Below are 19,179 nucleotides of genomic sequence, written 5' to 3'. Positions count from 1 at the left end.
CTGATTTATTGGTAGAGCTACGGTTTACAGGTCTGCGTAAATATCGATTACTTCGCCCTCTGCAACCGTTACGATTGCTTTTTTCGTAGTTGGGGTTTTACCCGATACAACACGTCCATTGATATTCTTGCTACGCTTCTTTCCGTATACACGGAAGGTATTGACAGCTTCAACGTTTACGCCGTACATTTTCTCGATGGCTTTGCCAATTTCGAGTTTGTTGGCTTTTAGTTCGACCTCAAAAGCATATTTTCCCTGCTTGTTCAGGCCCGTCATTTTTTCAGTGACGATTGGTCGTTTCAGTATGCTCATGGTCTATTTGTCGAACAAAGTTTGAATGGTTGACAAAGCTCCTTCGCTGATAAGCAGTTGATCGGCATTCATCAGGTCATATGTATTTACCTGCGAAGCGGTAGTCACTTTTGCCTTCTGCACATTCCGGCTGGATAGGACAACATTCAGGTTAACATCGGGCAGGATGAGTAACGTTTTGCGGCCCGTTAGATTCAGATCATTCAGGAATTGAATATAATCTTTTGTGCGGGGTGCTTCAATCGTGATGTTGTCGATAACCGAAATCTTCTCTGCCTTCGCTTTTACGGCATAAGCCGACTGGCGGGCAAGCGCTTTTACTTTCTTATTCAGCTTAAAACTATAGTCACGGGGACGTGGTCCAAAAATGGTACCACCACCTACGAATACCGGTGATTTGGCACTACCTGCACGCGCACCACCCGTGCCTTTCTGTTTCTTTAGTTTGCGGGTCGAGTGAGCATTTTCAGCCCGCTCTTTTGCTTTATGCGTTCCCTGACGCTGATTGGCCAGATACTGTTTCACGTCGAGGTAAATCGCGTGCTGGTTCGGTTCAATTCCGAAAACCTCTTCCGGCAGAGTGACCTTTTTGCCTGTGTCCTCGCCTTTGCTGTTATATACGATTACTTCCATAACCTATTTCTCGATAATAACGTATGAATTTTTAGCTCCGGGAACCGAACCACTCACAACGAGCAGATTCTGCTCAGGCATAACCCGTAAAACGCGTAGGTTCTGAACCTTTACGCGGTTACCGCCCATGCGGCCACCCATACGAATACCTTTGAACACACGTGACGGAAAGGAGCAGGCACCAATCGAACCTGGGTGACGACCCCGGTTATGCTGACCGTGGGTTTGACCACCCACACCAGCGAATCCATGACGCTTTACAACACCCTGGAAACCACGACCCTTTACTGTGCCAACAACGTCAACGAAGTCTAACTCAGCAAATACATCGGCAACCGTGAGTGTTGCTCCCAAGCTTAACTCCTGCTCAAATTCTTTAAATTCGACCAGTTTGCGCTTCGGGGTAGTACCAGCCTTTTTGAAGTGGCCAATCTCCGGTTTGTTACTGTGCTTCTCATTCTTATCGCCATAACCCAGCTGCACAGCTGTGTAGCCATCTTTCTCGATGCTACGAACTTGCGTTACGACACAGGGACCCGTCTCAATCACTGTACATGCCAGAGCCTGCCCGTCCGCATTGTACACGCTGGTCATCCCGATTTTCTTGCCAATTAAACCAGACATTTGTGTTTGTTTAAAGTAAGCAGGTAAAAAATTAGGTAAAATTCTCCCGATTCAAATCACCGAATCGGGCCGCAAAGGTAGGCAAATATCAGGTAAATCCTATATGTGCTTAACAATCAGGCCCGAAAATGACACAAAAAAGGTCGGATGCACAGCACCTGACCTCGAATGACATATAAAGCCATAGTTTGCATGGTTTATCTGTCGAAAAGTCAGATGTGGTTTCTTATGCAGACCTTCATCTTCGTATGTCGTCAACTCGTTGCTCTGAGTTTGGGACTGCAAAAGTAGGGAATTAGCGGGAGAAAAGAAAAAATATTTAAAAGAAAGTTTACTATCTCAAACTTAATCAGAAAACTATATGCCTTTCAAGAACTTCGCTATAGCGGATGACAAGTACTCCCAAACGAAAGAATCCCGGTTAGTACTAACCGGGATTCTTTCGTTTGGGAGTAAACTTGACTCACTTACCCCTGTACATTTTCGGTAGTCAGCTGGGCACCCAGGTACTCCCGGTTCAGGCGGGCGATATGGTCAAGTGAAATTGATTTCGGACATTCAACAGAGCAGGCACCTGTAAACGAACAGGCCCCAAAGCCTTCAGAATCCATTTGCGCCACCATGCGTTCGGCACGCTCTTTGTGTTCGGCTTTACCTTGCGGCAAAATGGCTAACTGCGATATTTTAGCCGACACAAACAACATCGCTGATGCATTTTTACAGGCCGCTACGCAGGCACCGCAACCAATGCAGGCTGCAGCATCCATTGCTTCGTCGGCGATGCTACGTGGAATGAGAATTTCGTTGGCATCAGGGGCAGAACCGGTGTTGACCGATACATACCCACCCGACTGGATAACGCGATCGAAGGCAGTACGGTCAACCATCAAATCTTTAATGACCGGAAAAGCCCGCGCCCGCCAGGGTTCTACTACAATTGTATCGCCATCGTTGAACGACCGCATATGTAGCTGACAGGTAGTTGCACCTGTTTGTGGACCATGGGCACGCCCGTTAATATACATCGAGCACATACCGCAGATGCCTTCCCGACAATCATGGTCGAAGGTAACGGGGTCTTCTCCTTTGCGGGTCAACGAATCGTTTAATACGTCGAACATCTCCAGAAACGACATATCTTCCGATACGTTATCTAACTGATATTCCACCAGTTTTCCGGTGGCATTACTACTTTTTTGTCTCCAGACTTTTAGATTAATTTTCATTTTTGACGGATTTACGCGGTTCCCCGCCGGAATTTATAGTTTACTACCACCAGTCTGCCAATGCGACGGGCAAGCACAAATCATAAGTCCATCATTTATTTATAACTTCGTTGCGTCAGCTTCACATTCTCAAACTCAAGCACTTCTTTATTGAGTAATTCGGGTTTGTTTTCGCCCTGAAATTCCCAGGCGGCTACGTAGGCGTAATTGGCATCATCGCGAAGAGCTTCGCCATCGGGTGTCTGGTATTCTTCCCGGAAGTGCCCTCCACAGGATTCATCCCGGTTTAGCGCATCATCAACCATCAGTTCTCCCAGTTCGATAAAGTCGGCTACGCGCGATGCCTGTTCCAAAGCCTGGTTCATCTCCTCTGGTCCACCCATTATCTTTACGTTCGACCAAAACTCCTTCTTCAATGCCTGGATTTTCTGCTTGGCAATCTGTAACCCCTCCGCATTGCGCGACATACCACAGTATTCCCACATGATATGCCCCAACTCTTTGTGTAATTCATCGACTGGTCGCTCACCTTTAATGGATATAAGCTGGTTGATCTGAGCAGTTACTTTTTCCTCGGCTTCTTTAAAGACCGGTGCATCAACGGGAATTTTATCTGCTGGACCTATAGTAGCCAGATAATCACCAACGGTATAAGGAATCACGAAGTAACCATCTGCTAACCCCTGCATTAAAGCCGAAGCGCCAAGCCGGTTGGCACCGTGGTCAGAGAAGTTTGCTTCGCCGAGGGCGTATAAACCCGGAATGCTGGTCATCAGGTTGTAATCCACCCATAAGCCACCCATCGTATAGTGAACGGCGGGGTAAATCATCATTGGCAATTCATACGGATTTTCGCCAGTGATTTTTTCGTACATCTCAAAGAGGTTACCGTACTTGGCCTCAATTGTTTTCTGACCGTCGCGCTTAATGGCATCCGCAAAATCCAGATAAACGGCCAGCCCCGTTTTGCTAACACCCCGTCCTTCGTCGCAGACGTATTTAGCATTCCGGGAAGCTACATCGCGGGGTACAAGGTTACCGAAAGCCGGGTATTTGCGCTCTAGGAAGTAATCCCGGTCGGCTTCGGCTAAATCGGTTGGCTTCATCTGACCCTTCTGTATTTTCTCCGCGTCTTCTTTTGCTTTGGGTGCCCACACCCGTCCGTCGTTCCGCAACGACTCCGACATCAGAGTCAGTTTTGACTGATAATGACCAGATACGGGAATACAGGTTGGGTGAATCTGGGTAAAGCAGGGATTAGCGAAGGCGGCACCTTTTTTATGCGCCCGCCAGGCCGCCGTAACATTACTACCCATTGCATTGGTTGACAGATAGAATACGTTACCGTATCCACCCGTGCAGAGTAGTACTGCATGCCCTGAGTGCGACTCTATTTTACCCGTGATCAGATTACGGGTGACAATACCCCGTGCTTTGCCATCCTGAACAACCAGGTCCAGCATTTCGGTGCGAGGGTACAATTTGACTTTTCCGTTAGCTACCTGACGACTGAGCGCCGAATAAGCACCCAGCAGTAATTGCTGACCGGTTTGACCACGGGCATAGAATGTACGGGAGACCTGCGCTCCGCCAAAAGAGCGATTCGCTAGTGTACCGCCATATTCACGAGCGAAAGGAACCCCCTGCGCTACACACTGGTCAATGATATTGACACTCACTTCGGCCAGCCGGTGTACGTTGCCTTCGCGGGCGCGGTAGTCACCACCTTTTATGGTGTCATAGAATAGCCGGAACACGCTGTCGCCGTCATTCTGGTAGTTCTTAGCCGCATTGATTCCTCCCTGAGCAGCAATAGAGTGTGCCCGGCGGGGACTATCCTGGAAGCAGAATGCTTTGACATTGTACCCTAATTCTGCCAGCGATGCGGCTGCTGAAGCGCCCGCCAAACCCGTTCCTACTACAATTATATCGTATTTACGCTTATTGGCTGGATTGACCAGTTTTAGTGCAAACTTTTGCCGCGCCCATTTTTCGGCTAACGGACCTTCAGGGATTTTGGATTCCAGTTTCATAATTCAATTGTGAATTGTGAATGAGCGAGTTGATGAATGAAAAGGATGAGACAACTAGTCACTCATCTACGATTCAATCGTTCACTCATTATATAAAGTGGTGAACCTGTAAATACACGTAAATGGGCATGGAGGCAAAAGCCGCTGGTACGATAATAGCAAAGAAGTATTTACCCAGGGATTCAATAATAGGCGTGTATTTCCGGTGACGGATACCCAGGGTCTGAAAACCACTCTGGAAACCATGTGCCATGTGATATCCCAACGCTACCATACAGACAACGTATAATACTACGTACCATAATTCGCCAAAGGCTGCCTGCACAACGGAGTATAGGTCTTTGTACTCTTTACCGTCATACTCCGCCATGGGTACCGACCCGAAGTGCATTTCGTACCAGAATGTACGCATGTGAATAAGAATAAACAGTAGCAGGACAGTTCCCAGAATGCCCATATTGCGTGACGACCAATCACTATTGGCTTCGGGCTTGCTATACGCGTATTTGACGGGACGGGACGACTGATTATAGCGGGTAAGAATAAACGCCATTAGTGCGTGGACCAGAATAGACGAATAAAGCAAGTACGAAACGGTCATGATAAGCGGGTTGTGCGTCATGAAGTACGTATACTCATTGAAGGAACGACCGCCATCTCCTTTGAATAGCTGCAAGTTGCCAGCCATGTGAATAATTAAAAAACTACTCAGAAACAGCCCTGTCAGTGACATGATGACCTTGCGGCCAAGCGAGCTGGATAGTGTTTGTGTTACCCAAGCCATATGGTGAACGACACGAAATTTAGTGTAAATAATTGAACAGAAGCCTGATTAAACGGCGCGTCAAAGCTAAATCACAAACGGCAGGGAAACAACACTAAGCGCCTTTATCACGCTCTTTGTAACCCTTTGCATACGTTGCACCAAATAACCAAACCTTGTACTATTTTAACAGACTGTTTGATTTAATGGTTTTGGGAATCATAACTTTTTGAAAAAAATGAATGATAGAGCAGGCCTCTGAATGATTCGTTTTTCTCTAGGCTGTAAATCGCTGACGATAAGATTTTTAGGGCCAAACGTTTCTTTTCCTTTTTGAACAACGTCGATAATGGCTCTAATTTGCACCTGCTTGAATTTATTCACCAATTAGTATCTTACATGAAAGCATACGTATTCCCTGGACAGGGTTCGCAATTTCGGGGTATGGGGCAGGACCTTTACCAACAGTCAGGAGCTGCCCGACAGCTTTTTGAACAGGCCAACCAGATACTTGGCTACAGTCTGACATCCATTATGTTTGAAGGAACGGATGATGAACTCAAACAAACCATTTATACACAACCGGCTGTTTTTCTGCACGGTGTCGTTCTGGCCCTGACGACCGACTCTTTTGCCTCGGATCGGTTCGACGTTTCTATGGTGGCGGGACACTCACTCGGCGAATTGTCGGCACTAACGGCTGCGGGTGTCCTTTCCTTTGAAGATGGATTGAGCCTGGCATCCGTTCGGGCAACGGCTATGCAGCGCGCCTGCGAATTGGTTCCATCGACCATGGCTGCCGTACTGGGTTTAGCTGATTCCGTCATTGAAGAGGTATGTGCGGGTATAACGGAGGAAATTGTTGTTCCTGCCAATTACAACTGTCCGGGTCAGGTTGTTATTTCGGGAAGTGCGGCTGGAATCCAGTTGGCAGAGGAACGGCTGAAAGCAGCCGGTGCCAAACGGGTTGTGCCACTGGCCGTGAGTGGTGCTTTCCACTCGCCTTTTATGGAGCCTGCCCAAAAGGAATTTGCCGAAGCAGTTCAGAACATGTCCTTCTCGGTACCCCGCTTCCCGGTCTATCAGAACGTAACGGCGCAGGCGACAACTGACCCGGCGCAGTTGAAAGCTAATCTGATTGCCCAGCTTACGTCACCTGTGCGCTGGACACAGTCAGTCGAACAAATGGTGGCCGACGGTGCAACTGAGTTTCTAGAGTGTGGACCTGGTAAAGTGCTTCAGGGACTGATCAGGAAGATTAGTCCTGCTGTTGCCGTTGCGGGGGTTTAAACAGGCATTATTCCTTGCTAATCAGTAACTAATGTCATTTCTGTTACGGCATGCCCTTTTTTTTTGGATCAGTATTTGTTTTTGACGCCGGGTAACCGTTATCTTTGCACTCGCAATTGCAAAAACAGCCCGATAGTATAAGGGTAGTACGACAGATTTTGGTTCTGTTTGTGGAGGTTCGAATCCTTCTCGGGCTACAAGAAAAAGGCTCTCTTGATTATCAATCAAGAGAGCCTTTTTCTTGTCATACTAGCAACTTATTGCGATACAGCCTGTTCCTGTTCTTCTACCTGTTGATTGCGTACTTGCTGACCAATGGGTACATAATCCACCTCGCAGGGATAACCGAACAGGCAATTGGCTTTGATCTGTTCGGCAACCCGTTCCGGAACCATCTTCTCCCAGCCATCTTCTCCCTTTTGAATCATCTCCAGCACGCCATCAGTTGAGATATGCAGATTCTGCTCGTTGAAGTCGGTGATATCCTCAATCTTGTCATTCCGAACCAGGTACTGAAACAGGGGTTCCAGGGTAGGGGGTAATTTAAATTCGTTGCAGGTGTAGATAGCTCCCTCTTTCAGCGTTGGATAAACGAACAACTTTACTTTTCGGCTAAACAACGTGGCGAACGATTCGAGAATACCGCCTAGTAGAAACTCATAATGATTCTCCTCGAAAATGTATTCCAGGTTGGGGATACCGATAACCAAACCAATTTTTAGCCGGGTTAGCCGCGCCAGATAAGCAACAAGTTTATAGTACTCCAAGTAATTGGAAATCATTACGGTTTGTCCCATCGAGCACAGAATATCCACTCTGTCCAAAAAATCTTTCTCGTCGATTCCCTGCTCGTTTGCTTTCAAATTATGGATGGTTAACTCAGCCATGGATAGTACCCTGCTTTTGTCTACATCGGGTTCTGCGTTGAACTGCTTCAAGCCATTCTCGATCATGTCCATCTGCACATTAGTGACCGGACGTAAGCGGCCACGCATAACCAGAATATGTTTTTTATACAGAGCTTCGGAGGGTTGCAATACCTGGCCATCGGCTCCAAACAGAGCGGCATCAGTAAAGCCGTTCTTGACCAGGTGCAAGCTCATGAGCCGATTATCTACATCCGCGAAGTCAGGTCCTTTGAAGCGGATCATGTCAATCTGAATGCGCTCCGGGGCCAGATCGTCCATGAGCGACAGCACCAGCGTTTCGGGTGATTTAGCGTAGAAATAGCACCCGTAAATCAAGTTTACACCAATAACGCCCAGTGCCTGTTGTTGTAGAACATTCTCATTATCGAGCATCCGGACGTGAATAATCACGTCATTAAATCCGGCTTGTGGGTTTAACTGAAAGCGGCAGCCAATCCAGCCGTGCGCTTCGTTTGTCTTCTGGTAATTAAGAGCAACAACGGTATTGGCAAATGAAAAGAACGTAGTGTCAGGACCACGTTTTTCGTCTAAGCGTTTCTCTAACAGATTATATTCCTTACTGAGCATTTTTACCAGCCTCGACTCTACCACATATCGACCACTTTCCTCTACGCCGTAAATGGAATCACTAAACGTCATGTCGTAGGCTGACATGGTTTTGGCTATTGTTCCGGATGAACCGCCTGCTTTGAAAAACATAGCGGCTGTTTCCTGCCCCGCCCCAATCTCGGCAAAAGAACCATAAATACGTCGGTCGAGGTTGATACGTAACGCTTTTTGTTTGGTACCTACATTCTTTTCGTACATAGTGCTGGCGACTTGTTGATGCTAAAGTTACAGTATAAAACGTCAAAAGCAGCCTTTGGGGCCGCTTCCGAACTAAAATAATACAATTTTAACGTTGGCTATCAGAAGGGCTTATTATCGATAAACATATTGCCTCCGCCCGCTTTGCTGTCTATAGATGAAAACAAACTTGGCCGGATAACCTCTGTGGAGGCTGCCCGCCGTGCCATACGCGTACCGGATATTTGGAAAATAGCCTCGCTCAGCATAGCCTCTGTCACGTCACCGAACGCTTTCATACCATATGATGGCTCTTTTACTTCTATTGTTGGGGTAAAACCACCGGCATAATCCGTAAAGCCCTGGGCATTGGCCGATTTGAACGTAATGGGCTGCATACCCCATTTGATTCTACCGGTGTTATCCGAAATAGTGATGGAACCCACATTTTTGCCAGTTGTAGTAGTACCAATCGTATTGACCGTCATGAAAGGACGCAAACCATTAATAATCAACTCGCTGGCTGATGCGGTGCTGCTGGTTGTCAGAACATAGACACGGCTCAGATTGCCACCAATGTTAGTTGCCTTAGCCACAAAGTTCTGGTTGTTCCAGCCTACGCCGTACTCTTTGTTGTTGGCAGCAGTTACAGTTCCATTCCACTTCTGGGTATAGAATACTTTCGACGCATCGATGTTACGACCAATCAGACTGGCCAGGTTTGTTGCTGAACTGACATAACCACCCCGGTTATACCGCAAATCAAGAACCAGTTCGTTGACTCCCTTTTGTTTGAACTTGCCAAAGATGTTATCCAACTTCAAATCATAAGTTTTGTCCTTGTTAGTACCGTCGGGGTTAATACCCGGAATGAACTGGTTATAGACAACGTAGCCAATCGTTTTGCCGCCAATGGTATACGTTGTATCCAGTAGAACAGGGTCTTGCTGGAAAACCAGCGCGGTAACCTGCTTCGTCTGCGTATTATCGGTCAATGCACCATTCACGAGGCTGGCAAAACCAAACGTATAACTGTCAACATTGCTTTGAAGCAGCTCCTGGTAGTTTGTGCCGGTCAAACCCTGGCCATTGACTTTCGATATGATATCGCCCCGTTTGATACCGGCTGCTGCTGCAGGCGAACCCGGCAATACGTAAATAACGGAAGCTACAACGCCCGTTTGATTGTTGTCCCGGTAGTATAGTTTGTATTCCATACCGGTTGTTTTGGATTGGCCACCTAGCGAAGCCTTTAGTTCGGCGGCACTTTCCTGAATCCAGGAGAAACGGTCACGGTCGGTATTTGCAGTGTTGTTCCGGTCGTAGAGCAATGACATAAAATATTTATCGGGCGTTACGGTTTTGTCCGCATTATCCGGGATTTTATCCGTCCAGAAGTAATTGTATTTCATGTTGGAAAGAATCCAGTCGTTTACCTCGCTGGTTGCGGGGGTTACGCTATCTATGTCCTTCTTGCAGGAAGCTAGAAACAAAGGGCTACAGGCTACGATAATCAGGGCTACCCGGCCAAAAATGCTTGTTCTCATGTATGTCTATTGATGTGTTGATGTATTCTTCTTAATAACGTACTAATCAACAAAATAATTTAGTAACCGGCTGATATTAAAGTTAGTAAAAGTGACGTAGGAAACGACTTAGCAGAAAGCGTCTTCTATATGTTTTATCCGCAGTTCGTTGCCCGCTATAGTTACGGCAATGATGTCGAATCGGATGTCATGGAGCCAGCCGTTAGCGAAAATGTAGTGTTCGGCCGCTTTCATAACGAGTTTTGCTTTTGTGTAAGAAACGAACTCTTCGGGATTGCCGAAACTGAGGTTGGTTCGGGTCTTTACCTCGGCAAAAACCAGCAGTTTCCCTTTTCTGACGATAAGGTCAATTTCGGCATGCTGATAGCGATAATTCCGGGTCATGATTTCATAACCCTGCTCGCGCAGATAACGAGTCGCTTCTACTTCGCCCTGCTTTCCGGTTTCGTTATGTTGCGCCATTTTTTTGCTGTAAGGTTACAAATAACGCCAATCCGAACGAAACTTATCGGCCTGTTTGTTAGTACAGGAACGGAAGGCTTCCACTTCCCGGATGTGATGAACAGGCGTATTAACAAACAGGTTGGTATTAGAGAATTAGGATTGATTGAGTACCAGTCTGCCTGGGATGAGCAGGAACGCCTGTTCGCATCAATTGTTGACAAGAAACTGCTGAACCGCTCCCGTACAGACGAAGAGCAACAACTTACCCCAAACTATTTGTTGTTTTGCGAGCATCCTCCCGTTTACACGATGGGTACAAGTGGCCACGCCGAAAATTTGTTGATGGATGAGAACAGGCTGGCAACTGAACTCGGCGCAACGCTCTTTAAAATCCGGCGCGGGGGCGACATTACCTATCATGGTCCCGGTCAGCTGGTAGGGTACCCAATTTTGGATCTGGATAATTTTTTTACCGACATTCATCGGTATATGCGGTTATTGGAAGAAAGCATTATTCTGACGCTGGCAGACTATGGCCTTGAAGCGGGCCGTATAAACGGATTGACGGGGGTATGGCTGGGAAGTGATGCTGAAGGGAATGCTCGTAAAATTTGTGCAATGGGTGTAAAAGCTAGCCGTTGGGTAACCATGCACGGTTTTGCCTTGAATGTGAATACAAATCTGCGTTATTTTGACCATATTGTCCCCTGTGGCATTACTGGTAAGGCAGTTACCTCGATGGCTCTTGAGTTAGGCTATGAAGTGCCTTTGAATGAAGTAACTCAGCACGTTCAGCGACACTTAGCTAATCTATTTGACATGGAAATTGACAGGATGAAGGAATAAGAAAGCGGCTGCAACCAGTATTGTATCAGTGACGCCAATAGCCTTTCATCCTGCATTGACGGTTTACAATGAAAAAAGACATTAATTTTTTGCCCGTTGAGGGAGTACAAATAGTAGTTGCCCGAAAAAAGAACGAAATCGGCGAGTACGATTGGCAGGTTTTTTTAATTAATCAGAATGATGTTCCCATAAAAACCGTATTCGTTACGTCGAAAGGATACGGGCAAAAAAACGAAGAAGAGCAGAAGACATCTACGCTGCGTCATTTTTTCGTTGAAGTTCAGCCGGGGGCGTATGAAGTGGTTGAAACTATCATGCCCGACGTTTTTCACCTCAACAATGAGTACTGGGTGAGTTACTTCGTTGATGAACAGATTTTTGATAAGAAATTTATTTTCGTGCCGGATAGTATTACCGAGCAGCACCTGGTGAAAATTCCGGCCCTGGGTTTAGAGGGAATCCTGCACGAATGATCGTTTAAATCCTATGCCCCAACCCATCACTTGGAAACGTCGGCTTAAAAACCTGTTATTTATTGACATTAAAACGGTGGCCGGTGAGCCGTCGCTCCTGTCGGTAGAACCCCGCCTGCAGCGGCAGTGGGAAGAAAAAAGTCGCTACTTCAAAGGCGATGATGACCTGTCGGCTGCTAGTTGGTACGACCGTCGGGCATCATTCTTCGCCGAGTTTGGCAAGATCATCTGCATTGGCGTAGGAGGGCTGTTTTTTGACGATGCTGATCTGCCACACCTGAAAGTTAAACTGATTAGCAACGATGATGAGGTGGCTCTGCTACAGGAATTTGTGACGATCATCAACCGATACCCACCCGGCGAACTCACCCTGTGCGCGCACAATGGCAAGGAGTTCGACTTTCCCTATCTGTGCCGCCGATTAATGGTGAATGGGTTACCGTTGCCGCACGCGTTGCAGATATCGGGTAAGAAACCCTGGGAGATTCCACATAAGGACACGCTCGAGCAGTGGCAGTTTGGCGACAAACGCCATTTTGTGCCGCTCGATCTGCTGGCAGCTGTTCTGAACATACCGACCCGACCCCTCGAATGGACCGGCGACCGTACCAGCGAAGTATATTACCGCGAACACGATTGGACACGCATTGAACAGTACGCCCGTGATTCGATGGTGATGCTGGCGCAGGTTTATTTGAAAATGGTGGGTGCCCCGCTCGTGGCCGACGAGCATATTGTATTAAGTGATTGATAAAAATAGTAAAGAGGATAGAATGAAGAAAAACAAGGAATGGATTATCAGCCCTGCTTTCTATTATCCACTCTGTATTCTACGCTTTTCACTGTTTATCCAACCACACTGTAATTAACATTTTAGCCTGTCCTACGAGTCAGGCACACAACATGAGAAACGGAAAACCGAAACCAGATAAATATTCGCACTCCACTCCAGGTAAACCCCTCGGTGGGCAACCGCATACAACCCGGCCACGGGAAAAAGGAGCGGAAAAATCAAGTTCAAGAACTAACATAGTTCAGACCGATTCGTACCTGGATGAATTGAAAAACGACCTGCTGGCGTTTTTTCAGATCAATGAAGAACAGTCCTTTACGCAGGAACAGGTTCTCGACCATTTCGGCACCAGCGACCGGCGGATGAAACTCATCATGAACGGAATGATTGGTGAACTCGTCGATGAGGGGGCCATTATGCGCCAACCGGATAAAAGCTACCGGGCCGATGCCAATGCGAACCTGATTGAAGGTGTAGTTGACCACGTCAATTCACGCTTTGCCTTCGTTATTCCTACTACTGCCACCGGCATTAGGGGCGACCGCGACAACGACATCTGGGTATCGACTGATGACCTCGCCGGAGCCGTTGATGGCGATAAAGTACGAGTGCTTCGCTTTGCGGATTCCCGTAACGCATCAAGGGGACGTTCTCCACGCCGGATCGAAGGAAAAGTAGCTAATATACTGGAGCGGGGGCGCGTAGAACTGGTGGGGAGTATTGAAGTATGGGAAACCTACGGCTTTGTGAGTCCCGACAGTAAGAAAATTTACGATGATGTTTTTATCCCGAAAGAAAAATTGGGGGGGGCTAAAGATGGTGAGAAAGTCATCGTTCGCCTGACCAAATATCCCGTTCCGGATAGTCATAAACAACGCTTCGAGGGCGAAGTCATAACGGTGTTAGGCCTGGCCGGTCAAAACAACACCGAGATGCATGCTATTCTGGCCGAGTTTGGTTTGCCCATTGTGTTTCCGTCCGATGTGGAGCAGGAAGCAGAAGAAATTCCAACGAAGATTCTTAAAAAGGATATCGCCAAACGGCGGGACATGCGCGAAGTAACCACCTTCACCATCGACCCGGTTGATGCGAAGGATTTTGATGATGCGCTGTCTGTGCAGATGCTCGACAATGGTAACTTTGAGATTGGCGTTCACATTGCCGATGTGACCCATTACGTGTTACCTGGCTCAAAACTGGAAGCCGAAGCCTACAAACGGGCAACATCGGTTTACCTGGTTGACCGGGTGGTACCCATGTTACCCGAAAAACTGTCGAATGGCCTGTGTTCACTCCGACCCAATGAAGATAAACTAACATTCTCAGCGGTATTTGAAGTGACTCCCGATGCCAAAATCGCTAACGAATGGTTCGGACGGACGGTGACGCATTCCAACCGGCGTTTTGCCTATGAAGAAGCGCAGGACATCCTGAATAACAACAGTGGCGATTACCTGGAAGAACTTCGGCTCCTGAACGAACTAGCTTACAAGCTTCGGGATGAACGTTTCAAAAACGGGGCTATTAACTTCGAAACGGTTGAAGTTCGCTTTCGGCTGGATGAGAACGGAGTGCCTTTGGCCGTCTACCCAAAAATTCGTCAGGATACGAACAAACTTATTGAGGAGTTCATGCTACTGGCTAATAAGCGTGTAGCCGAGTTTGTGCATTCATTGTCGAAGCGCAATAAGGGTGGCGAGGAAAACACAATGGTGTATCGCGTTCACGAAGCACCCGACGATGAAAAACTCCGTAGCTTCTCGGATTTTGCCCGTCGGTTAGGCTACAAACTCAATGTGGATGACGAGGACCTTTCCAACTCCATGAATCGGTTCATGAGTAGTATTGAGGGAAAACCCGAAGCGGGTATGCTACAGCAGCTGGCCGTTCGGACTATGTCGAAAGCCCGGTACAGCACCGAAGATTTGGGGCACTTTGGCCTGGCGTTTCGGCGGTATTCGCACTTTACATCACCCATCCGTCGCTACCCCGACATGATGGCGCACCGATTGCTCCAGCATTATCTGGACAAAGGTAAACCCGCTGATGCCGAAGAATACGAGGAAAAATGTCGTCACTCATCGGAGCGGGAGAAGATGGCTGCCGAAGCAGAACGGGCCAGCATCAAGTACAAGCAGGTTGAGTTTATGAGTCGTATGGCCCCCAACCAGGCATTCGAAGGCGTTATTTCGGGTGTTACCGACTTCGGCATTTTTGTTGAAATCACAGAAAATAGTTGCGAAGGTCTGGTCAGGATGCAGGACCTGAGCGATGATTTTTATGAATTCGATAAGGATAATTACCGCATCGTTGGACAGCGACATAAGAAAATGTACACCTTTGGCGACCCGGTTGTGGTGCGGGTAAAAGAAACGAATCTGGCTCGCCGGAGTATGGATTTTGCATTGGTGAGTGATAAAGCGGGCCACGCTTCTGACTCAGACGCATCGACCTCCCGCCGGCGTGATGACAATCGGCGTTCATCGTCAGGTAGTTCGCGGTCAGGGTCAGCTTCCGCTCCCCGTCGAACGGTTAAGAGTGGGGACAAACAGGCGCCAGCCGCCAAAGGTGAAAACCGACGTGGTGGCCGTGGGAGACGATAAAAGTAAAGAGGGTATTTAGATTTGCGCTTGCGAAAAAGCCATTGCATCTGCTATATTTGCAATCCCAAACAGGGAAATGCCCGCTTCCGTAGTTCAATGGATAGAATTTCGGTTTCCGGTACCGACGATAGGGGTTCGAATCCCTTCGGGAGCACAACATCTGGTTTTCGTTGAATCCAGATAACATCTAAAAACGCTAACTTTCAACGAGTTAGCGTTTTTTCTTTATATGACGAAACAAACAGATGCTTGCCAAATAAGGCTGATGCGAAGATAAGTAACCTTCCTAAGTTGAATTGCATCTAATGACTTTGGCCATCACGATCTTTCTCTTGCGTCCATTGTCCATTCATGTATACCCGTTCGCCTATTTTCTGACTTTTTAAGAGCGTTATATCTGCCTAAATACAACGATTCGTTATATTTGGGCAGATATAACGCTTGAATGAAAAACTTTTTCTGGGCTATTGTACTGATCAGCCAATTTAGTCAACCTGTTCGGGCTACCGTATGGCCGGATAGCACGGGTAAACCGGCTGATTCGTTGCGTAGAGTCCAGCTAAACGAAATTGTTATAACGGCTTCCCGCGTACCGGAGAGTATCCTAAAATCTCCGGTGAGTATTGAGTTGCTGGACAGTAGACAGATTCAACTTTCGGCGCAGCCTTCGTACTTCGATGCTATCGAAAATCTGAAAGGCGTTCAACTGCTTACATCCAGTATGGGGTTTAAGGTGTACAACACTCGGGGATTTGCCAACCCCACCAACGTTCGTTTTGTGCAGTTGGTCGATGGTATAGACAACCAGGCTCCGCACATTGGGGCGCCCATTGCCAACGCCCTTGCCCCGCCTGACTTGGATATTCAGCGGGTAGAAATAGTGCCGGGGGCCGCTTCGGCGCTTTATGGCTTAAATGCCCTGAATGGTCTCGCACAACTTATTACCAAAGACCCATTCTCATCGCCGGGATTGAGCTTCAGCCAGAAAACGGGCGTTAATCACCTAAATGATCCGCGGATTTCGGCCAAAGCATACAGCGAAACCAGCGTTCGGTATGCCCGGACAGTGGGTTCCCGATTTGCTTTTAAAGTCAACCTCACCTACCAGCGGGGCTATGATTGGATTGCCAGTGATGCAACGGATTTGAACCCCAATGCAAATACATCGCTGGGATTGACAGGCGCCAGTAACCCCGGTAGTGATCTGGTCAATAAGTACGGTGATGAATCCCCGAACCGGCAAACGTTGACCCTAAACGGTAAAAAATACGTGGTTTCCCGGACGGGCTATTTTGAGAACGAAACGACGGATTTGAGCCTTCGTAATCTGCGGGGTGATGCCGCCGTTTTCTGGCGTATCCGCCCGTCACTGACCATTTCGTATCAGTATAAAGCAGCCACACTCGATAATGTGTACCAGCGCACCAACCGTTTTCGGCTGGACAACTACATGCTCGATCAGCATAGCCTGACGCTCGAATCGCCCTCTGTACACGTCCGGGTGTACCGAACCCACGAAAACACGGGCGATTCGTACAACATACGCTCCATGGCCGAGAATATTGACCGTTCCTTTAAAACGAATAGTCAATGGTTCTCCGATTTTTCCAGTCAGTTTTCGGCCAGTACGGCCGCCGGGCAGGCGGTTAATGATGCTTTACAGTCAGCTCGATCCACGGCAGATGCCGGACGACCCGAACCCGGTTCGGTTGTGTTCAACGATCAGGTTGCTAAACTTCGTACCATCAATAACTGGGATGTAGGGGCGGCCCTCCAGGTGAAATCCTGGATGTACCACGCAGAAGGACAAGTGGAGCCAACGCGGGTGTTGTGGGCTGGTTTCAGGCAAAAAACAGGTATCAGTCTATTGGCAGGTTTAGATTATCGTCGGTACGTTGTCTTCCCGGATGGTAACTATTTCATCAATCCTGATAGAACCAGTAACGATTTGATTTATGACAAAACAGGAGGCTTTGTACAGGTATCACGCTCCTTTTTTGGTGAGCAACTCAAACTAAGTGGGTCATTGCGGGTCGATAAAAACCGTTATTTCGATGCGAAAGTCAATCCGCGAATTTCGGCCGTGTTTACGCCGGTTGAGGACCATGCAGTTCGGGTGTCATACCAAACGGGATATCGGTTTCCATCGCTGTTCGAAGCCTTTTCCAACGTCAATTCGGGTGGCGTGAAACGCATAGGAGGCCTGAAAATCATGTCGCAGGGTATTTTTGAGCAGTCGTATTTCCGTAACTCTATCGACGCGTTTCAGGCTGCTATCAATACGGATGTTAATACGAACAAGCTAAGCTCTACCCAAGCCATTCAGAAAAATAAGGAACTACTGAAATCAAACACATATACCTACCTGAAACCCGAACAGGTCAATAGCATCGAACTAGGCTACAGAGGGCTGTTTTTTGACAGGAAACTGTACATCGACGTTGATTTTTACTACAACGTATACCACAACTTCATAGCCCAGGTAGAGGCCAACATTCCCAAAGGCAGTAATCCTGATTCGCTGGCCTACTACCTAGCCGACCGGAATCAGCAGGACCGTTATCGACTCTGGACTAACTCAAAAACCACGGTTTACAATTACGGGTCGGGCGTAGGAGTCCGGTATTCGGCAGGAAGAGATTGGGTTTTTTCCGGTAATGCGTCGCTGGCGCAGTTGGCCCGTAGCGACCAGGGTGATGGACTGGAGGAGGCTTTTAACACGCCCAAATGGATAACAAACATTAGTATTTCGAACCCGGCCATCTACCAGAACGTGGGTTTTTCTATTACATACAAATATCAGAGTGCGTTTCTATGGCAATCGTCGCTGGCAGCAGGAATAGTTCCGGCCATCAAAACGTTCGATGCCCAAATCAGTTATACCGTACCCACATCAAATCGAGTATTTGGTCCGCTTTCGTTTAAAGTTGGAGGAACAAACCTGCTGAATCGCCCGTACACAACCTTCACTGCCGGACCCAGTGTGGGAGGTTTTTATTATACTACAGTTGTACTGGCCATATTGGCATCAAACTGAATTTAGACAAAGTCGACAATCCTTTGTTAAGAGAATCTGGCTCCAGGCACTTTCATAAGAAGCTGTATGAATTAATCGCTTTTCGACTCAAATCGCTAATTCATACAGCTTCTGAACAGTTTGACCCTTTTGGAAATGAATAAACTTGCTCTCGACTTTTATCAGTCTCACGATACGCTTACTATTGCTCAACTGGTACTGGGCTGTGAACTGGTACATGAACATGCGGATGGTACTACCGCCGGTATAATTGTCGAAACGGAAGGGTATCTGACTGATGACCCGGCTTGTCATGCCTACCGACGTCAGACGACGCGTAACGCATCCATGTTTGGCCCCGCCAGTACATTGTACGTCTACCAGATATACAATCATTACAACTGCATCAATGTAGTAACGGGGCCGGAGGGTGTGGGCGAAGCCGTACTGATTCGCGCCCTTGAACCAACGGAAGGCATTACGTTGATGGGTACCCGGCGAAACGAAGCCTTCAAAACCGGCTTCGCCCGTTATCGTAATAACACCATTGACCCTACCACGGCCGACGGCCAGCGAAACCTGGCTAACGGCCCCGCCAAACTCACTGTGGCAATGGGTATCGGCCGAATAGACCACAATGGGACATCGCTGATTACGGGCGACATATACATTCGCGGACCGGTCCTGCACGACTTCGACATGGTAACGACTACCCGTATTGGTCTGATGCACGGAGCCGATTTGCCATACCGGTATTATATAAAAGGGAATAAGTTCGTGAGTCGGAAATAACAACGGCACTGGTCGTTTTTCTGGCTATACTTCCAACCGTAGGCCGGGGGGCGGGGTCTGTTCACAAAC

General features: G+C 47.8%; 16 protein-coding genes and 2 tRNA genes. 9 read left to right on the top strand and 9 right to left on the bottom strand.

Annotation, left to right across the window (positions count from 1 at the left end; all coding sequences use genetic code 11):
* Nucleotides 1–24: 24 nt before the first annotated feature.
* The 6 genes from rplW to B156_RS0105690 all read right to left on the bottom strand — a co-directional run bounded on the left by rplW (nt 25) and on the right by B156_RS0105690 (nt 5,612).
* Nucleotides 25–312 (bottom strand): 50S ribosomal protein L23, encoded by a 288-nt coding sequence (rplW, locus tag B156_RS0105715; protein ID WP_018618698.1) that lies wholly within the window; start codon nt 310–312, stop codon nt 25–27.
* A 3-nt stretch (nt 313–315) separates the two neighbouring features.
* Nucleotides 316–945 (bottom strand): 50S ribosomal protein L4, encoded by a 630-nt coding sequence (gene rplD / locus B156_RS0105710; protein ID WP_018618697.1) that lies wholly within the window; start codon nt 943–945, stop codon nt 316–318.
* A 3-nt stretch (nt 946–948) separates the two neighbouring features.
* Nucleotides 949–1,569, bottom strand: coding sequence for a 50S ribosomal protein L3 (gene rplC / locus B156_RS0105705; protein WP_018618696.1), 621 nt, complete (start codon nt 1,567–1,569; stop codon nt 949–951).
* Between the two features lie 467 nt (nt 1,570–2,036).
* Nucleotides 2,037–2,795 carry a succinate dehydrogenase/fumarate reductase iron-sulfur subunit gene (locus tag B156_RS0105700; RefSeq protein WP_018618695.1) on the bottom strand — a complete coding sequence of 253 codons (759 nt, stop codon included), beginning with the start codon at nt 2,793–2,795 and terminating at the stop codon, nt 2,037–2,039.
* A gap of 95 nt (nt 2,796–2,890) precedes the next feature.
* Nucleotides 2,891–4,828, bottom strand: coding sequence for a fumarate reductase/succinate dehydrogenase flavoprotein subunit (locus tag B156_RS0105695; RefSeq protein ID WP_018618694.1), 1,938 nt, complete (start codon nt 4,826–4,828; stop codon nt 2,891–2,893).
* An 88-nt stretch (nt 4,829–4,916) separates the two neighbouring features.
* Complete coding sequence (locus B156_RS0105690) at nt 4,917–5,612, bottom strand: succinate dehydrogenase cytochrome b subunit (protein WP_026260623.1); 696 nt, start codon at nt 5,610–5,612, stop codon at nt 4,917–4,919.
* Nucleotides 5,613–5,990: 378 nt separating this feature from the next.
* On the opposite strand from B156_RS0105690, the gene fabD reads away from it, so the two are divergent.
* Both fabD and B156_RS0105680 read left to right on the top strand, forming a co-directional pair.
* Nucleotides 5,991–6,881 carry an ACP S-malonyltransferase gene (gene fabD / locus B156_RS0105685; RefSeq protein ID WP_026260622.1) on the top strand — a complete coding sequence of 297 codons (891 nt, stop codon included), beginning with the start codon at nt 5,991–5,993 and terminating at the stop codon, nt 6,879–6,881.
* Nucleotides 6,882–7,007: 126 nt separating this feature from the next.
* Nucleotides 7,008–7,078 (top strand) — tRNA-Gln (locus B156_RS0105680).
* A 60-nt stretch (nt 7,079–7,138) separates the two neighbouring features.
* On the opposite strand, the gene B156_RS0105675 is transcribed toward B156_RS0105680, so the two are convergent.
* The 3 genes from B156_RS0105675 to B156_RS0105665 form a co-directional block, all read right to left on the bottom strand.
* Nucleotides 7,139–8,617 carry a hypothetical protein gene (locus tag B156_RS0105675; protein ID WP_018618691.1) on the bottom strand — a complete coding sequence of 493 codons (1,479 nt, stop codon included), beginning with the start codon at nt 8,615–8,617 and terminating at the stop codon, nt 7,139–7,141.
* 101 nt (nt 8,618–8,718) lie between these two features.
* Nucleotides 8,719–10,143: a S41 family peptidase gene (locus tag B156_RS0105670; protein ID WP_018618690.1), complete on the bottom strand. Its 1,425-nt coding sequence runs from the start codon at nt 10,141–10,143 to the stop codon at nt 8,719–8,721.
* A 108-nt stretch (nt 10,144–10,251) separates the two neighbouring features.
* Nucleotides 10,252–10,605: a YraN family protein gene (locus B156_RS0105665; RefSeq protein ID WP_018618689.1), complete on the bottom strand. Its 354-nt coding sequence runs from the start codon at nt 10,603–10,605 to the stop codon at nt 10,252–10,254.
* Nucleotides 10,606–10,701: 96 nt separating this feature from the next.
* Between B156_RS0105665 and lipB the strand changes: the two genes are divergently transcribed.
* The 7 genes from lipB to B156_RS0105630 all read left to right on the top strand — a co-directional run bounded on the left by lipB (nt 10,702) and on the right by B156_RS0105630 (nt 19,110).
* Entirely contained in the window at nt 10,702–11,433 is a 732-nt protein-coding gene (gene lipB / locus B156_RS0105660) for a lipoyl(octanoyl) transferase LipB (RefSeq protein WP_040585142.1), read from the top strand.
* Nucleotides 11,434–11,501: 68 nt separating this feature from the next.
* Complete coding sequence (locus tag B156_RS0105655) at nt 11,502–11,906, top strand: hypothetical protein (protein WP_018618687.1); 405 nt, start codon at nt 11,502–11,504, stop codon at nt 11,904–11,906.
* Between the two features lie 13 nt (nt 11,907–11,919).
* Nucleotides 11,920–12,657, top strand: coding sequence for a 3'-5' exonuclease (locus B156_RS0105650; protein WP_018618686.1), 738 nt, complete (start codon nt 11,920–11,922; stop codon nt 12,655–12,657).
* A 152-nt stretch (nt 12,658–12,809) separates the two neighbouring features.
* Entirely contained in the window at nt 12,810–15,302 is a 2,493-nt protein-coding gene (rnr, locus tag B156_RS0105645) for a ribonuclease R (protein WP_018618685.1), read from the top strand.
* An 82-nt stretch (nt 15,303–15,384) separates the two neighbouring features.
* Nucleotides 15,385–15,456: transfer RNA gene (locus tag B156_RS0105640), tRNA-Arg, on the top strand.
* 291 nt (nt 15,457–15,747) lie between these two features.
* Nucleotides 15,748–18,339 carry a TonB-dependent receptor plug domain-containing protein gene (locus B156_RS0105635; RefSeq protein ID WP_018618684.1) on the top strand — a complete coding sequence of 864 codons (2,592 nt, stop codon included), beginning with the start codon at nt 15,748–15,750 and terminating at the stop codon, nt 18,337–18,339.
* 135 nt (nt 18,340–18,474) lie between these two features.
* A complete protein-coding gene (locus tag B156_RS0105630) occupies nt 18,475–19,110 on the top strand; it encodes a DNA-3-methyladenine glycosylase (protein ID WP_018618683.1) in 636 nt (211 codons plus the stop codon).
* Nucleotides 19,111–19,179: the final 69 nt, after the last annotated feature.

The organism is Spirosoma luteum DSM 19990, from assembly GCF_000374065.1.
Classification (GTDB): Bacteria; Bacteroidota; Bacteroidia; order Cytophagales; family Spirosomataceae; genus Spirosoma; species Spirosoma luteum.
This window is presented reverse-complemented; position numbering and strand designations above follow the sequence as displayed.

Coding starts and splice junctions, on each gene's coding strand:
- rnr (WP_018618685.1), top strand. CDS start 12,810: ATGAGAAACGGAAAACCGAAACCAGATAAATATTCGCACTCCACTCCA.
- B156_RS0105665 (WP_018618689.1), bottom strand. CDS start 10,605: ATGGCGCAACATAACGAAACCGGAAAGCAGGGCGAAGTAGAAGCGACT.
- B156_RS0105675 (WP_018618691.1), bottom strand. CDS start 8,617: ATGTACGAAAAGAATGTAGGTACCAAACAAAAAGCGTTACGTATCAAC.
- lipB (WP_040585142.1), top strand. CDS start 10,702: ATGAACAGGCGTATTAACAAACAGGTTGGTATTAGAGAATTAGGATTG.
- B156_RS0105690 (WP_026260623.1), bottom strand. CDS start 5,612: ATGGCTTGGGTAACACAAACACTATCCAGCTCGCTTGGCCGCAAGGTC.
- fabD (WP_026260622.1), top strand. CDS start 5,991: ATGAAAGCATACGTATTCCCTGGACAGGGTTCGCAATTTCGGGGTATG.
- rplW (WP_018618698.1), bottom strand. CDS start 312: ATGAGCATACTGAAACGACCAATCGTCACTGAAAAAATGACGGGCCTG.
- B156_RS0105655 (WP_018618687.1), top strand. CDS start 11,502: ATGAAAAAAGACATTAATTTTTTGCCCGTTGAGGGAGTACAAATAGTA.
- B156_RS0105700 (WP_018618695.1), bottom strand. CDS start 2,795: ATGAAAATTAATCTAAAAGTCTGGAGACAAAAAAGTAGTAATGCCACC.
- B156_RS0105635 (WP_018618684.1), top strand. CDS start 15,748: ATGAAAAACTTTTTCTGGGCTATTGTACTGATCAGCCAATTTAGTCAA.
- rplD (WP_018618697.1), bottom strand. CDS start 945: ATGGAAGTAATCGTATATAACAGCAAAGGCGAGGACACAGGCAAAAAG.
- B156_RS0105670 (WP_018618690.1), bottom strand. CDS start 10,143: ATGAGAACAAGCATTTTTGGCCGGGTAGCCCTGATTATCGTAGCCTGT.
- B156_RS0105695 (WP_018618694.1), bottom strand. CDS start 4,828: ATGAAACTGGAATCCAAAATCCCTGAAGGTCCGTTAGCCGAAAAATGG.
- rplC (WP_018618696.1), bottom strand. CDS start 1,569: ATGTCTGGTTTAATTGGCAAGAAAATCGGGATGACCAGCGTGTACAAT.
- B156_RS0105630 (WP_018618683.1), top strand. CDS start 18,475: ATGAATAAACTTGCTCTCGACTTTTATCAGTCTCACGATACGCTTACT.
- B156_RS0105650 (WP_018618686.1), top strand. CDS start 11,920: ATGCCCCAACCCATCACTTGGAAACGTCGGCTTAAAAACCTGTTATTT.